This window comes from Brucella rhizosphaerae, from assembly GCF_002252475.1.
Lineage (GTDB): Bacteria > Pseudomonadota > Alphaproteobacteria > Rhizobiales > Rhizobiaceae > Brucella > Brucella rhizosphaerae.
Genome location: NZ_NNRK01000011.1, coordinates 78,564 through 94,699 on the forward strand (window position 1 = coordinate 78,564; position 16,136 = coordinate 94,699).

Here is a 16,136-nt window from a genome sequence, read left to right on the forward strand (position 1 = left end):
TCTAGCAAAGGGACGAGGTCATGAACCTTTTCACATCCCGGTTTCGTAACTCGCAACTGCTCAGAAGCAAAGCACATACCCTTATACCGGGCGGATGCCACACCTATGCAAAAGGTGATGATCAGTATCCGGTACTGGCACCAGGTTTCATACAGCGTGGCTCCGGCTCGCATGTCTTCGATGTCGATGGAAACCAGTATATTGAGTATGGAATGGGAAATCGCGCCGTTGGGCTTGGACACGCCTACCCTCCGGTGCTGCATGCCGTGCGCGATGCGTTGCAGGATGGTTGCAACTTTACGCGACCCAGCGCGATTGAAATTGAATGCGCAGAAAGTTTCCTTGAATTAATCGAGGGAGCCGAAATGGTGAAATTCTGCAAGGACGGATCGGATGCCACATCTGCGGCTGTGCGTCTGGCGCGTGCCTATACCGGTCGCGATATGATCGCGTGTTGTGCCGATCATCCATTTTTCTCAACTGACGACTGGTTCATTGGAACGACAAAAATGAATGCAGGTATTCCTGCATCGGTGTCGGCTTTGACCACTAGTTTTCGCTATAACGACATTTCGAGCGTAAAGGCATTGTTCGAAAACTATCCGGGTATGATTGCAGCATTAATCCTTGAGCCGGCGCGTATGGAGGAACCTCAGGATAATTTTCTGCACGAAGCGAAACGGATTGCTCATGAAAATGGTGCCCTATTTATTCTTGATGAAATGATAACGGGTTTCCGCTGGCATATGCGCGGGGCTCAGAAGCTTTATGACATACAGCCCGATCTTTCATGCTTTGGGAAAGCTCTGGGCAATGGTTTTGCAATCTCTGCACTGGCGGGAAAAGCTGAGTATATGCAGCTTGGCGGACTAACTCAAACCGACTATGCCCGTGTATTCTTGCTTTCGACCACTCATGGAGCCGAAACTCACGCTATGGCAGCTGCAATCGCCACCATGAAGGTCTATCGGGACGAGCCGGTGATCGAAAGGCTTTATGAGCAGGGCAGTAGGCTTGAAGAAGGGGTCAATGCAGCGATTTCAACCCATGGACTTAAGAACCATGTTCGTTTGGTTGGGCGGCCTTGCTGTCTGGCATATGCTACTCTCGATGAGAATGGACAGTCCTCTCAGGCTCTTCGAACCCTTTTCCTGCAGGAGACTATCAGACGGGGCATTCTGATGCCGTCTCTGGTCGTAAGCTACACACATAGTGACACGGATATTGCACGCACAGTGGACGCAATTGATGGAGCGCTCGGCGTGTATGTTCGCGCCCTCAATGATGGTGTTGAGAATTATCTTACGGGGCGGCCGTCACAAGTTGTCTATCGCCGATTTAACGATGCACCATCATATCCGCCTGCAACGCGATGAGAGATTTTCGAGTAGGTTTCATTTTGGGTTGCCTGCTCCTTTTTACTGGTGCGACCCAAGCCGAAAGCGTGTTGCCGATCAGAGTGAGCCCGGATAATCGTACTTTTGAAGATGCTGCCGGCAGGTCGTTTTTGCTGCAAGGCGATACGGCATGGTCGTTAATCGCAGAATTGAAGCGAGACGACATCGATATTTATCTGGCAGATCGACGCAAGCATGGGTTTAATGCCATTCTGGTCAATCTGATCGAACATCAGTTTTCAAGCACCCCGCCAAGGAATGCGTATGGCGAATTGCCTTTCGCCAACGATGCTTTTGGAGCACTTAATCCAAAATATTTTGATCATGCCGGATGGGTAGTTGAACGGGCGGAAGCGCTGGGGCTGGTTGTTTTTCTCGCCCCTGCTTATCTCGGTGTAAATGGCGGTGATCAGGGCTGGTTCGCTGAAGCTGAGGTCGCTGGGCCTGATAAAATGGAAGCTTATGGTGAAGCCATTGCGCGGCGGTTCTCCAAATTCTCCAACATCGTTTGGGTGCTGGGTGGTGATTTTGATGCTCCAAACAGAGAGCTGGTGTCAAAGCTTGCAGAAGGGATTGCAACGATTTCTCCCCACGCGCTTCAGACGGTCCATTCGGGGCGCGATACAAATACGCGTGAGGTCTGGAAAGATCAGAGCTGGTTGGCGATCGATACGGTCTATACATATAATGATGTTCACAAAGCGCTTCTGGATCGAAGTAAATCCGGCAGCATGCCAGTAATATTTCTTGAGGGTGCCTACGAGTACGAGCGTGAAACAACCGCTCGTATGATACGTCGCAACACGTATGGTGCACTGTTGGGTGGCGCGGCAGGGCAATTCTTCGGGAACAACCCTATCTGGCATTTTACGGGTCCCGGTGTCTTTACATCGGACCAGAGCTGGCAAGCGGCATTGAATAGCCCCGGCGCACGCTCCATGGCGGTCATGAAAGCTCTGTTTGATAAGATACCGTGGTCGCAACTGCAGCCCGATCGCGATAACAGCATTTCGACGATTGATGAAAGCTATGCTGTAGCTCTTCCCGATCACGGTTTGATCATGATTTATGGTGATGCCAACAGCTTTAAAGTGAAGCGAAATGCTATGACCAATGGTCAGACGGCAATATGGGTCGATCCGACTTCTGGGAAATTCATATCTTCAACACCACCGGAAATTGATGGTGAGCTTAATATCTACACGGCACCGCAAGATCGCAAGAATGTAAATAACAGCGACTGGATTTTGTTGATCGGTAGTCCTGAACGGCTGGGGAGCATCCAAAAGAGGTAGCCTCCACGATCTTTCGTGTCTTATTTCAACGCTTGTCCGAAGCAAACATGCCTTCGGTCAACTCGTCGCTTCCGTTGCAGCCCGTTACCTTAGACGCATCGTTCAGCTGAGGAGCCGGATATGAAGGTACTTGTAACAGGGCATCAGGGTTATATCGGATCGGTTATGGTGCCGACATTGATCAATTCGGGACATGATGTTTCGGGCTATGACATAGGCCTATATCAGCATTGCCTTTTTGAAGAAGGAGGCTCAGTTATTGATGTGCCGACAATCCGCAAGGATGTCCGCGATGTGTCGCCACGCGATCTGGAAGGCTTCGACGCTGTTATTCATCTGGCAGCGCTGTCCAACGATCCGCTTGGCAATCTCAATGAAGAACTCACCTATGAAATCAATCATCATGCCAGTGTGGCGATGGCAAAGGCCGCAAAAGCAGCTGGCGTTGCCAGGTTTTTGTTTGCTTCATCATGCAGCAATTACGGTATCAGTGACGCAGATTTGATTGATGAAACCGGAGAGCTCAAACCGGTCACTGCTTATGGCCGTTCCAAAGTCAGAGCTGAGCAAGAAATACGCGGATTGGCAGATTCCAGTTTCTGCCCGGTATATCTCCGACCGGCAACTGCGTATGGTGTCTCGCCGTTTCTGCGTTTCGACATTGTGCTGAATAATCTGGTCGCATGGGCAGTTACCAAGGGGCTTATCTATCTTAAATCCGATGGAACACCCTGGCGACCGATAGTTCATATCAGGGATATCTCGCGCGCGTTCAATGCGGCAATGGAAGCTCCACGGGAGAAGGTTTTTAATGAATCCTTCAACGTAGGATCGACCGGGCATAATTATCGTATTCGCGATATCGCCAGCATTGTAGCTGAAAACATTCCTGATTGCCGGATCGAATACGCAGATGATGCCGGCCCGGACACCCGTTCTTATAGAGTCAGTTTTGAAAAGCTGGTGCGTGTTTTGCCGGACGCTAAGCCTCAATGGGATGCGGTTGCAGGGGCACGGGAGCTTCTTGCAGCTTATAGCCGTTCCTCCCTGACACTGGAAGAATTCGAAGGGCCGCGTTTTCAGCGCATTGCCCATATTCGAAAATTGATTGCTCAAGGTGTGCTTGATGCAAATCTGCGTCGAGCAGATGAGAAGACACAACTGCTTCGGGCAACGGCATAATGGATACTCGTATTGGCAATAGGCAAGTTGATGGTACTGAGATGCATTCTTCACATGGGGAATGCATCTATGAGCTTGCTGCGCGGCTTTTCCCAATTTGCCGTAGTCTCACTGGTGACGGTGTGCGCGAAACGCTCGCACTTATCAGTGAGTATTTGCCTTTGAATATTCATGAAATCCCTACCGGCACGCAGCTTTTTGATTGGCAGGCGCCGCAAGAGTGGATGATCCGGGATGCCTATATTATGGACCCCGAGGGATGTCGAATTGTTGATTTCGGTCAGCACAATCTACATGTAGTAAACTTCAGTATTCCTGTGCATACGAAGCTTACGCTAGGCGAGTTGAAAGACCACATACATACTCTACCTGACCAGCCCGATCTGATACCTTATCGTACGTGTTATCACACGGAATCCTGGGGCTTCTGCATGACATACAATGCCCTTATGCAGATGAAAGACCAAGTTTACGAGGTGGTGATTGATGCCGAGCGGCGCGATGGGTCTCTGATTTTCGGAGAGTTCATCCATCGAGGTGCAACTGATGAAACATTCCTGCTTTCTACACATCTTTGCCATCCATCACTTGCCAATGATAATTGTTCTGGAATAGCGCTGCTTGCCCGCCTTGGAGAAGCATTGAAATCGCGCAAAACACGTTTCACATACCGGCTTTTATTCGGCCCTGCGACTTTCGGGGCTCTTGCCTGGTTAAATCAGAATGAAGACATTCTGGATCGTGTGAAGCATGGAATGGTCCTGTCATGCGTTGGTGACGGCGGTGGCCCCAATTACAAGCGTAGCCGTCGCGGCAATTCGGAGATTGACCGCATTATGACGCAAATTTTGGAAGGGTCAGGCCTTCCGGAGGCGAAGGCGCATGATTTCTGGCCATACGGATATGATGAGCGTCAGTTTTGCTCGCCGGGGTTCAATTTGCCTGTTGGCCTGTTTCAACGAAGTCTTTATGGCGCTTTCCCGGAATATCATACCTCCGCCGATAATCTTGACTTCATTAAGCCGGAATATCTGGAGCAGTCTTATAATTTCATCATACAGGCGATTGAGATTGCCGAGCGTAACTGGACGCCGCTCAATCTGTCGCCAAAGGGTGAGCCCCAACTTGGGCGTCGGGGTCTTTACAGCAATACCGGAGGGGATCGCAATGCGGCCGAGAAAGCAATGACTTTGTTGTGGGTACTCAATCTGGCTGATGGGTATCATTCGATACTTGATATGTCTGAGCGTTCCCGTTTGCCTTTCACATATCTCGCAGATGCTGCGGATCGGCTCCGTGAAGTCGGTCTGCTGGCCGCATCCCAAACGCTAACATGCGCAAAGGCGCATAGCGATTTGGCATGAGATACTGTTCAATCTGGGGAAGAGGACTGCGAGGAGGTTCTGGTTGCGCGGACGCGTTTTAGAGTAGCGGCCAGCCCCGGTCTTTTTCGGACATGACGCTTGGCTTATCCGGCCACGGTATCCCAAGAGATGGGTCATCATACCGCAATCCTGTTGCGAAATCAGGGGCGTAGGGACGAGAGATCATGTAACGCAGAAGCACATCGTCTGTCAGTGTCTGGAAGCCGTGTGCGCAGCCCTCAGGAATATACAGCTGCACCCCATTTTCAAATGATAGCTCCAGTCCCGTCCATCGCCGATAGGTTGGCGAATTCGGTCGTAAATCGACCAGAACATCCCAGATTACACCGCGCAAGCACGTCACAAGTTTGGTCTCGGAGTGCGGTTCATTCTGATAGTGGAGCCCACGTAGAGTGCCTTTTTCCCTGGAGAAAGACAGACTGTGCTGAGGGAAATTCGTTTCCATTCCGCGTTCTGCAAATGCGTTGTCACAATAGACACGCGCGAACCACCCCCGCTCATCTTCGAGCTTCTCTGGTTCAACGGACCAAGCGCCATCGATATTAAGCGGGGTAAATCGCATTGTTTGCCTCGGACTGCCGCAATGGCTCATTCTGACAGCCCCATTCTGACAGCTTGATGTCTGGCGAATAGTATTATTTTCGGGTCAGCGGAGTGGCCCTAAGGATAAGGTCCAGTTACCTGATAGGCGTAGTTGTGTACCCCTTCATAGACATTGGTTGAAGTTAGGGGGATTGTCAGGGATCAATCGACGGGTGATGGACGCGCCCTATCGTATGTGCGGCTCGCCCCTCATTACAGTCTCGGAAATACCGAGGAAACTCAGTAATTTTGATTGTCCGGCATTGAACGGAATTCCAACCCACATACCCACAAGGGTCCGGGCAGGGCGAGGTATATCGTATGACCATCCAAACGCCGGGCATATCGCGGAGTGCAAGCATGGCTCGAGAGCAGACTGGTTGCCGCTTGTGCGGGACGCTTCTCAAGCACACATTTGTGGACCTTGGGATGTCTCCGCCGTGTGAGAGCTTTCTCACCGCAGATCAACTTGATCACATGGAGCCGTTTTATCCTCTGTATTCTTTCGTGTGCGACCACTGCTATTTGGTGCAGTTGAAAGAATATTTCAGTCCGGCTGATATTTTTACTGAATATGCCTATTTTTCTTCTTATGCGACCAGCTGGGTCGATCATGCCCGGGTTTATTGCGAGGAAATAACTGAAAAGCTGGGTCTTAATGACAATAGCTTTGTCGTCGAAATCGCAAGCAACGATGGCTATCTGCTCCAGCATTTTTTACCTAAGGGTATCCCAATCCTGGGAATTGAACCCGCTGCAAACGTGGCTAAAGCGGCGATTTCCAAAGGAGTGCCTACCCGTGTCGATTTCTTTGGTTCAGCACTTGCCGCGCAGATGGTGAGTGAGGGCGGAAAAGCAGATCTGATCATCGGAAACAATGTCCTGGCACAAGTGCCGGATCTCAATGACTTTGTTCGTGGCTTGCAACTGCTGTTAAAACCCGAAGGGGTTATTACTCTTGAGTTTCCACACCTGGCAAACCTGATCGAGCAAAACCAGTTCGATACGATTTATCATGAGCATTTTTCGTATTTCTCACTTCTTACAGTCCGTTACATGGCTCATCGGCATCATCTCAAAGTGATTGATGTCGAAGAATTGCCGACCCATGGCGGTTCGCTCCGTGTTTATCTCGCTCACAATGCCAGCAAGCGAAAGGCCGGGCCGCGTGTTGCAGCGCTCTTGAAACGTGAACAGACATTCGGGCTCAACGATATTGCCACATATGAACAGTTTTCCGAAAAGACACGTCGCACAAAACGTGATCTTCTTTCGTTTCTGATCGCCGCAAAAAATGCAGGTAAGCGTATTTGTGGTTACGGAGCACCCGGAAAAGGCAATACTTTGCTCAACTACTGTGGAATAGGAACCGATTTTCTCGATTTCACTGTCGACCGCAACCCCTACAAACACGGGCGGTTCACTCCGGGAATGCATATTCCGATCTGTGATACTTCAATGATCGACAGTTATAAGCCTGATTACATTCTGATCCTGCCGTGGAACTTCAAAGATGAAATTATTCGTCAGATGCAGCATGTGGTCGAATGGGGCGGCAAATTCATCATACCGATTCCGCATGTGACACTGATAGATCCGGCATTAATCACAGAGGAGCGCTAAGTTATGAAAGTCGTTCTTTTCTGCGGTGGTCTTGGCACCCGAATCAGGGAATATTCAGAGAATGTTCCCAAGCCGATGATCCCGCTCGGGCATCAGCCAATTCTCCATCACGTCATGGAGTATTATTCCGACTATGGTCACAACGACTTCATTTTGTGCCTCGGGTATAAGGCGAATGTGGTCAAGGACTTTTTCCTGAACATAAGACCACAAACATTTGCGGACTGTGTCGTATCTGATGGCGGGCGAAATGTTCGTTTGCTTGAAGAAGTGGATCGCGACTGGAGTGTGACTTTACTCGATACGGGCATTTGGCGAAACATCGGCGAAAGATTATGGAGTGCCCGGTCTCATGTTGAGGGCGAGGATATGTTTCTCGCAAACTACAGCGATGGTCTCAGTGATGTCGACCTTGACGATATGACTGATCGTTTTCAACAGAGCGGCAAGCTCGCATGTTTCCTGGCTGTACGTCCGCCTTTGACCTATCATCTGGCTGATATTGCAGATTGTGGCGATGTGCGCGCTTTCAGAACCTCCAATACCTCAGATATCTGGATAAATGGCGGGTACTTTCTGTTTCGCAAGGAGATTTTCGATTACATGCGCGAAGGCGAGGAACTTGTGCTGGAGCCCTTTACCCGCCTGATCGCCGATAATCAGCTTATGGCCTACAAATATGAAGGCTTCTGGCGTTCCATGGACACATTGCGAGACTGGCAGACACTCGAAGATATGGTCGAGAAAGGGGATATGCCCTGGAAAAAGCACAAGACAGAACTTAGAGCAGCCAACATCGCGATCGCACTATGATTGATCTGTTTTCCCTCACGCAGCTTAGCAGGCCGCTCAGACTGCTTTGCATAGGTGCGCATTCAGACGATATCGAAATCGGATGCGGGGGAACAATTCTGAGTCTTATCGAAGTGGGAATTCCTTTGGAGGTTGATTGGTGCGTTTTGTCAGGTGGAGGAGATCGGCGCGTGGAAGCAGAAGCTTCGGCGCGCGACTTTCTTTGTGGAGTGCAAAGTAATAAAATTCATGTACTCGATTTCGAGGACAGTTATTTCCCCGCTCAGAGCCGGGCCATCAAAGAATGGCTGATAGGACAGCGGAGCCGAAGCCAGCCGGATCTTGTCTTTACGCATAGTCGCGGTGATGCCCATCAGGATCACCGCACTATTCAAGAGCTCACATGGAATATCTTCCGCGATCAGTTAATTCTGGAATACGAAATTCCCAAGTGGGATGGCGATTTAGGGCGTCCGAACGCTTACGTAGCTCTACCAGTCGGAGTGTTGGAGAAGAAGATAGAGTTACTGATGAGAAATTTCAGCTCCCAACGATCCAAAGACTGGTTTGATAAGGAGACTTTTCGCGGCCTTGCGCGTTTGCGAGGCATGGAATGTCGCGCACCTGAAACATATGCTGAAGCATTTTACGCCTCCAAGATGAGAATCTTCTGAAATTCTGAAGATCGAACCAGCGCTTCTGTTAAAATGGCTAATGCTTCGATATTTCTAATCCTGCCCAGTCTTTAAACGTTGCAATATCAGTTCTCCGATAGGGATGGCTGATGTCGCGGCCGGCGAGGGTGCATTGCACACATGCAAGGCTCGCTTCGTTTGTAAAAACTTGAAGTCGTGAATAAGATTTCCGGTGTTAGAGACCGCCTGCGCCCTTATTCCTGCCCTGTAAGGGAGGAGGTCCTGCGCTTGAAGCGAGGGGCAGTATTTTCGACATTAATCAAGATAGCTGGATTTAAATACACTGTCCTTTACTTCCTGAATGCCGGATCGAAGGTTTTGCGAAATAACTTTCCAAAACCCGGGGAACCGAGCGTAAGTGACGATATCATTCAGATTGGTGGAAAATTTAGCATAACCTTCGCGCGAAAGCCCGAGTACAGCATTAGGTCCCACGGTCACGGTTCCGTCCATCATCGGCGTGAGATGAATCCCAAGAAATGGCATTGACGGATCTGGCACGGGATAGATCATCCGTTTAACCAGATTGTTCAGCTCCGGTTTGAGTGCGTAGTATTCGCCCCGAAACGGTACAATTTGAAAGTCGACCGGCAAACCGGAGCGCTGCGCCAGGCGGTCCGCCTGAAGTCCAGCGCATGCAACGACATAGCGGCTCTCCCAAACACCTTTATTGGTGTGAACGCGAATGCAATCGTTGCGCTCTTCGATGGAATTAACGTCTGCTCCCAGAATAATTGTAGCTCCGCGCGCCTTAATCAGTTCGCCCATTGCTCTTGAAATGGCCCGATAGTCAACGATCCCGCTGTGCTCAACGAGTAAGGCTTTTAGCCCCGTTATGGCAGGCTCCATTTCGATCAGCTCTGATTGATTGATCAGTCTGCAACTGATCTGATTGGCTCCGGCATTTGCCTCAAGCGCACTGAGGCGTTGCAACTCATTGTCATTGGTCGCGACAACCAATTTTCCGGGCGTGCGATATGGAATATCGTGTGTTTCGCAAAAGTGCTTTGTTGCTCGTTCTCCAGCGCGACATAGTTGGGCCTTCAGACTGCCGGGTTGGTAATAGATGCCGGCATGAATGACACCGCTATTATGTCCGGTTTGGTGAGCGGCAAGCGAGTCCTCTTTTTCAAGCAGAAGAATGCGCGCGTCTGGATCGCTCTTGGTTATTGCCAGAGCGGTTGCCAGACCAACAATCCCACCTCCAACAATACAGTAATCGAACATATTCAAGCTCAATATCGGTCACATGAAAACTACGTTATTAGTCACACACCCGATCCCAAGCGTCAACTTGACTTGGGTTTTCAATAATCCAGTCCGTGCCCGCTTTTGCAATTGCTTCAATGCTGGGCGCACGAATTCCGTTCGCAAGCTAAAAGTGCCTATCGCTCTTTCTCAGTTTCATCGGTAAGATTCAGGTTCTCCTGACGCTTGCGCCACTTAAAAACAGTTTCCATGCTTGATCGAAGTAGCGTTGTTGCTCGTCAAACGACGAGAATGTGCTTTCTCCCAACATCGTTGAAATCAGCGGCTTTATTGACGTTGCGTAAAGCAACTGGTCGGCTGTAAACAGAGGGTCCTCTTCGCTCAGCAAGCCGTCAGACTGGGCCTGTGCAACCAATGTTGTAAATCGTTTCATTATAGGATCTTGCGCGGAGGGAGTGGGTTTGATTGCCCCGGCAACGACTGCTTCGCTTAACGCTACACGATTAAGAGCGATCATTTGCGGTCTTAGGTTGATGGCCAATAATGCGAATGCGTAACGCCGCAGCCGTTCGAGCGACGTATCGGTAATCGCGAGCAGTCCATCCAGTTCGTTTATGACCTCAGATTGCAACCCTTGTATGAGATCTGCAAAGAGTGCGGCTTTGGAAGGATAACGGCGATAGATCGTATCCTTACCTGCACCACAGGATGCAGCGATCTGTTCCATTGACGTCGCGGCGAAGCCCTGCGCTGCGAATAGTCCGGCAGCGGTTTCAAGAATACGCCGATTAAGTTCTTCAACCGCTTGTTTGGATGGTCTTCCACCTCTGGATTTACCGATGTTGTCGCCGGCTTTCCCTTTCAGGGAGTTCGACGAAACAGATGCTTTTTCTAAAGCGCGCTGATGCTGGGCCATCATCCTGCCTTTTAAGGGTTGGTGATCTGCCTTACGGGCTAATCCATTGGAATACTTTATATCCATTGAAAAACCAAACGCAACCGTACCGTTGCTGCGGCGCAACAGGAACTTTAATATGAGTATAATAATCATAAATTATAACTGGACGATATCGTCCCGTTTTGATAGTTGGTGTTTGCACCTGCTAAACATGGGACTGGATTACGGGCGATGGCAACTAAGATACGGCACGTCTTTCTTTTGACGACAACCAGTTTTCTGGCTCTGTCGAGCTGGTCTCTGGCACAGGAGCCAGCGATCAAACTGGAAACAGTTGTTGTCGAGAGGGAGATCAACTCTCCAGACAGCGGCGAGCGTATCTTCGATCCAAAATCGCAGTCTGCGACAAAAACCAGCACTCCGGTTCTTGAAACTCCACAATCGGTGACGACGGTCACGCGCAAGCAGCTGGACGAGCAGAACCCGCAAACAGTTAGTGAGGCACTGCGTTATACAGCCGGTGTACTTTCTGACCGGGATTCCAATACGCGTTATGACTCGATCTTTCTGCGCGGATTTGGAGCTTTTGGCACAGCTACCAACTACGTCAACTATCTCGACGGACTGAAACTTCCGCGTGGTCAGGCCTTTGCCCAGACATCCATTGATCCTTATTTGCTTGATCGAGTTGATGTTATCAAGGGACCTTCGGCTTTGCTTTACGGTCAGATAAGCCCAGGTGGATTGGTCAATCAGGTCAGCCGGAAACCATCAGCAGAGCCATTCAACGAAGTTCGTATACAGGGTGGTACGAATAGTCGGATTCAAAGCGGGTTGACTTCGCGTGGACCTCTGACACAGGATGGCGCTTTGCAATATGGCATCAGCATGATTGGTCGCCACTCTGGAACAGCATATGATGATGTAGACGAAGAACGCTTCGGCATAGCACCTTCTTTAAACTGGCAACCCGATGCAGATACCACGTTCACAATTTCGGGATACTACCAGAAAGACCCGAAGGGTGGATATTTCAACTCGCTCTATCCGCGCTTTCTGGCACCCATCGCTTATCAAAATTATCTTGATCGTCACCTCAATATTGGTGATCCCGATTTCGATTCTTTTGAGCGTGAGCAATATGGTATTGGTTATAGTCTGGAGCATCGTTTCAATGATACGCTGACGGTAAGATCAAACCTGAGATACTCGCATGTAGAGACAGATTTTCGATCACTGCAAATGTCGGCACCTATCGATGCCAATGGTTTAATATCTCGACACGCCCTTCGTTCAATTGAAAGCGCAGGGGGTCTTTCTTTTGATAATCAAGCACAGTTTGATTTTAAGACTGGAGCTATTGAACACAAGCTTCTAACAGGAATCAATTATCAGAATTCCAAAAGCGACTGGGAATATCAGTTTGGATCAGCCCCACCGCTTGATGTTACAAATCCTGTGTATGGCTTGCCTATTGGACCACTTACTCCAATTATCAATAGCGGCCAGAAACTGCGACAAACCGGCATTTATGCGCAGGACCAGTTAAGCTTCGGTGGGTTCAGGGCTGTATTGGGCGTTCGCCATGACTGGACCGAGCAGAACACAGACAATCGCCTGGCGGCGACGACATCAGACCAGTCAAGTGAAGCTACGAGCTACAGAGCGGGCTTACTTTATTTGTTCGATAATGGCTTGGCACCTTATGCGAGTTACTCGACTTCATTTGAGCCGAATGTTGGTGTGGATTCGGGTGGAAATCCTTTTGTGCCGAGTAAGGCGCAGCAGTATGAGATTGGTTTGAAATATCAGCCTACAGGCTTCGACGCTCTTTTCACTGTTTCTGCATTTGATATCCGTCAGCAGGATGCTCTGGTGCCTGATACACTCGGCTTCAACGTGCAGGAAGGCGAGATCAGATCCCGTGGGTTGGAACTTGAAGCGCGAGGGAATTTGACGCCAGCTTTTGAGGTAGTTGGCGCTTTTACATTGCTCGATACAAAAGTCACAGAAACCATTGTTGCCGCCAATATAGACAAGCGACCACAAGCGGTGCCTGACTATTTTGGATCGGTATGGGGGAATTACACGTTTCTGGGTGGCGCACTTGAAGGATTGACTCTTGGTGGTGGCGTACGGTTTGTTGGCGCCAGTTATGCCGACAATGCCAATACAGTCAAAGCAGATGCATACACTCTCGTTGACGCCGCTTTACGATACGATTTCGGTGTAAAAACACCAAGTCTGAAAGGACTTGAAGGCACCCTCAACGTTACGAACTTGTTTGATAAGGATTACTATTCAAGTTGCAGTTCTAACTTCTATTGCCAGTTTGGCAATGGTCGACAGGTTTTGGCCGGGCTGAACTATAAATGGTAAAACCGACACGTATAGACAGGCGCACCTTTTGTGGTGCGCTTCTTTTGGGAGGGCTGATAGCCAGCTCGCCGACCTCGGCTACTATACAGCGGACCGTCACGGATATGGCTGGTCGCAAAGTGCAGCTATCCGGGGTTCCGAAGCGAATTATTCTGCTGGAAGCAAGAGACATTGTCAGCATGGCACTCATCCATCCTGATCCTGCATCGTTGGTTGTGGGATGGGCAGCTGTCGATCGTATCGATAGTGGTGCCTTGCAGCAGAGCTTTGAAAAAGGCAGACGGATCGAAATCGTGGGTAAACAGACCCCGGATACGATTTCAATTGAAGGCCTGATCAGCTTGTCCCCTGATCTTGTGGTTGCCACGTCGTTTATGGCACCTTTGGTGGATGATGATCTGCTGGTGCAACGTCTGGAACGTGCAGGGATACCCGTCATATTCAGTGATCTTTCCAGCAATACGACAACTGATAAGAACGCAAAGACCGACACAATTCTCGACATGCACAGACAAATGACGATGTGGGGAGAGGTGCTCAACGCAAACGAGAGAGTTTCAGCTTTTATAAGCTTCTTTGATGCACACCTGAAGGATGTCCTTAGGCGTTTAAACGGTGCTCAGTCGGTAACCACATATCTTGAAGTTCAGTCTACTGTTGATGATTGTTGCTGGGCGGCGGGAACAAAAATTTGGGGCGAGCTTTTAAAGCTTGCGGGTGGAAAGACTTTGCCTGACGTCACAGCACCCTGGTTTCAGAAACTTCAGCTCGAATACCTGCTATCTACACCCAATGACGTTTATATTGCTTCAGGTGGTGGCTGGGATGCTGGTGGGCGTCCGGCAATCGGGCCGGGCCTTGATAGTGCCAAGGGTCGTGAAGGTTTGCGTCGGCTCACCGAAAGAACGGGATTTGATCAGATTCCAAGCGTCAGGAATGGAAAGGTTCACGGCATCTGGACTGGTCTCATAGCCATATCACCGCTTAATATAGTCTTCATCGAGGTGGTTGCAAAGTGGCTGCATCCCGAACTCTGCGGAGACTTGGATCCTGCGGCCACGTTAGCCGAAATCAATCATAATTTTCTGAGCACTCCAATCGATGGGCCGCTTTGGGTCTCGTTGCAGGAGTGACAGATGATGCCCCAAAAGCCAACGAAGCGTACCTACTCGGCAGTTGCCGAAATCGATTTTCCAAAGATTGAGCAGTTTCTGACGCCGATCCTAACGTCGATTGCTACACATGATATGAATGTGGTTCCAGAGGCACAGGGCTACAAAGTGTCGTCGCCGTTTGGAAATGCGCGACTTTTTGTGGAGGATGGTCGTCTTAAGCTCGCTGTTGAGACCGAAACTTCGCAGGCGCTTAATCGACTGAAGCATGCTCTTGTCGGACCTATTTCATTTATCGCGGCCAGTGAAAGGCTTAAAATTGAATGGGTTGGAGATGAAACCGGTTACACTTTACTGGAAGACTTGCGTATTCTGCGAGTGAAAAGTGTCAGGCATCTGAACCCGAAAATGCTGCGAATTGTTTTTACTGGTGAGGGTCTGGAGCATTTTGATCGCAACGACCAAATTCACTGCAGGTTGATATTTCAACCGAAAGATGTCGTCTTGCCGGAATGGCCCGTACTAGATGATCGGGGCCATATCATCTGGCCTCAACAGCGGAAGCTGACCACACGCGTTTATACCATTCGTGCGATCGACAGCGTGCATGGTGAAATCACGATCGACTTCGCACTACATTGCAATGCAGGTCCTGCAACCCAATGGGCCATCGATGCTTCTGAGGGTGATATGGTGGGTATCGTGGGTCCCGCCGCCGATGGCTTCAAGTGGGCGCGATTTTATGTTCTGATGGGGGATGAAACGGGATTACCCGGCATCGCACGTATCCTTGAAACATTGGATGAGCATGCAACAGGTATAGGTTTTATTGAAATGGATGGGCCTTCCGGGATTCAGACATTAAAGAAGCCGTCTGGCTTTGAAGTGAATTGGCTTTTTCGCGGGGAGGCAGCGGCTGGGACAACAACACTCCTCCCTAAAGCATTGGCATCAGTCAATTGGCCAGCTGATCTCGATGAAGTGTTTTTCTGGGGTGGCTGTGAACACAGCGCCTTTCGAGCGATACATCAGTATTTACGCTATGAGTTGAAACTTCCCCGCGCTAATCAGGTGCTATACTCACACTGGCATCGTTCGCTGAACGAAGAACAGATCGTAGAAATTGGTGGCGAGGCATATCTTCCAGAGTGAGCACACCTTTTTGTATCCATTCGCCTCTGAGGGCGAATGGATATGTGTTTAGCCAAATCGATGCTTTGCTCTTACTTGTGCGCAGAAACGACGATCTCAATAAGTGTGTCACCCCCGAGATCAGCGACGCCAACCGTTGCACGGGTTGGGAGAGCTTCCGGACCAACCCATGCCTTCCAGACGGCGTCCATTTCGGGCTTCTTTTCGAGGTTTGTAACGAATACGGTCGCGGTCAAAAGTCTGGTTTTATCTGTCCCTGCTTCCGCCAGATATTGATCGATCTTTGTCAGTATCTCCCGGGTCTGCCCAGCCATATCGAGACTTTCGTCATCGCAGGTGGTGCCACCAACATAAACAATGCCATTGTGCTCGACAACGCGATGCATAATTGGTGTGCGTAGATAACGTTCAGTCATTTCCAGGTCCTTTCGTTGG

Annotated in this window: 13 protein-coding genes and 1 pseudogene; 10 read left to right on the forward strand and 4 right to left on the reverse strand. The window is 49.8% G+C overall.

Annotation, left to right across the window (positions count from 1 at the left end):
• The first annotated feature begins 20 nt into the window (after positions 1-20).
• The 4 genes from CEV32_RS00685 to CEV32_RS00700 all read left to right on the forward strand — a co-directional run bounded on the left by CEV32_RS00685 (position 21) and on the right by CEV32_RS00700 (position 5,238).
• Positions 21-1,376, forward strand: coding sequence for a glutamate-1-semialdehyde 2,1-aminomutase (locus CEV32_RS00685; RefSeq protein ID WP_094573519.1), 1,356 nt, complete (start codon positions 21-23; stop codon positions 1,374-1,376).
• A gap of 68 nt (positions 1,377-1,444) precedes the next feature.
• A complete protein-coding gene (locus tag CEV32_RS00690) occupies positions 1,445-2,692 on the forward strand; it encodes an apiosidase-like domain-containing protein (RefSeq protein ID WP_235818673.1) in 1,248 nt (415 codons plus the stop codon).
• A 120-nt stretch (positions 2,693-2,812) separates the two neighbouring features.
• A complete protein-coding gene (locus CEV32_RS00695; protein ID WP_094573521.1) occupies positions 2,813-3,874 on the forward strand; it encodes an NAD-dependent epimerase/dehydratase family protein in 1,062 nt (353 codons plus the stop codon).
• Entirely contained in the window at positions 3,874-5,238 is a 1,365-nt protein-coding gene (locus tag CEV32_RS00700) for a DUF4910 domain-containing protein (RefSeq protein WP_094573522.1), read from the forward strand. Before CEV32_RS00695 ends, CEV32_RS00700 begins: the two co-directional genes overlap by 1 nt.
• A 58-nt stretch (positions 5,239-5,296) precedes the next feature.
• Here the strand turns inward: CEV32_RS00700 and rfbC are convergent, their stop codons facing one another.
• Positions 5,297-5,821, reverse strand: a complete 525-nt coding sequence (gene rfbC, locus CEV32_RS00705; protein ID WP_094573523.1) for a dTDP-4-dehydrorhamnose 3,5-epimerase — start codon at positions 5,819-5,821, stop codon at positions 5,297-5,299.
• 341 nt (positions 5,822-6,162) lie between these two features.
• On the opposite strand from rfbC, the gene CEV32_RS00710 reads away from it, so the two are divergent.
• From CEV32_RS00710 to CEV32_RS00720, 3 genes are read left to right on the forward strand one after another with little or no spacing between them, the layout of a single operon-like run.
• A complete protein-coding gene (locus CEV32_RS00710) occupies positions 6,163-7,464 on the forward strand; it encodes a class I SAM-dependent methyltransferase (RefSeq protein ID WP_094573524.1) in 1,302 nt (433 codons plus the stop codon).
• A gap of 3 nt (positions 7,465-7,467) precedes the next feature.
• Positions 7,468-8,277 carry a sugar phosphate nucleotidyltransferase gene (locus tag CEV32_RS00715; protein WP_094573525.1) on the forward strand — a complete coding sequence of 270 codons (810 nt, stop codon included), beginning with the start codon at positions 7,468-7,470 and terminating at the stop codon, positions 8,275-8,277.
• Positions 8,274-8,930, forward strand: coding sequence for a PIG-L deacetylase family protein (locus tag CEV32_RS00720; protein ID WP_094573526.1), 657 nt, complete (start codon positions 8,274-8,276; stop codon positions 8,928-8,930). The genes CEV32_RS00715 and CEV32_RS00720 overlap by 4 nt, the downstream gene beginning before the upstream one ends.
• Before the next feature lie 54 nt (positions 8,931-8,984).
• On the opposite strand, the pseudogene lhgO reads toward CEV32_RS00720, so the two are convergent.
• Both lhgO and CEV32_RS00730 read right to left on the reverse strand, forming a co-directional pair.
• Positions 8,985-10,178: pseudogene (lhgO, locus tag CEV32_RS00725) on the reverse strand (L-2-hydroxyglutarate oxidase).
• Between the two features lie 190 nt (positions 10,179-10,368).
• Positions 10,369-11,211, reverse strand: coding sequence for a TetR/AcrR family transcriptional regulator (locus CEV32_RS00730; RefSeq protein ID WP_235818674.1), 843 nt, complete (start codon positions 11,209-11,211; stop codon positions 10,369-10,371).
• A gap of 78 nt (positions 11,212-11,289) precedes the next feature.
• Here CEV32_RS00730 and CEV32_RS00735 point away from each other — a divergent pair, with 78 nt between their 5' ends.
• The 3 genes from CEV32_RS00735 to CEV32_RS00745 are packed head-to-tail and all read left to right on the forward strand — an operon-like array spanning position 11,290 to position 15,701.
• Positions 11,290-13,437, forward strand: coding sequence for a TonB-dependent siderophore receptor (locus CEV32_RS00735; RefSeq protein WP_094573527.1), 2,148 nt, complete (start codon positions 11,290-11,292; stop codon positions 13,435-13,437).
• Complete coding sequence (locus CEV32_RS00740) at positions 13,431-14,570, forward strand: ABC transporter substrate-binding protein (RefSeq protein WP_094573528.1); 1,140 nt, start codon at positions 13,431-13,433, stop codon at positions 14,568-14,570. The genes CEV32_RS00735 and CEV32_RS00740 overlap by 7 nt, the downstream gene beginning before the upstream one ends.
• A 3-nt stretch (positions 14,571-14,573) precedes the next feature.
• Complete coding sequence (locus tag CEV32_RS00745; protein ID WP_235818675.1) at positions 14,574-15,701, forward strand: siderophore-interacting protein; 1,128 nt, start codon at positions 14,574-14,576, stop codon at positions 15,699-15,701.
• A 71-nt stretch (positions 15,702-15,772) separates the two neighbouring features.
• Here the strand turns inward: CEV32_RS00745 and CEV32_RS00750 are convergent, their stop codons facing one another.
• Complete coding sequence (locus CEV32_RS00750) at positions 15,773-16,117, reverse strand: RidA family protein (RefSeq protein WP_094573529.1); 345 nt, start codon at positions 16,115-16,117, stop codon at positions 15,773-15,775.
• Between the last annotated feature and the right edge of the window lie 19 nt (positions 16,118-16,136).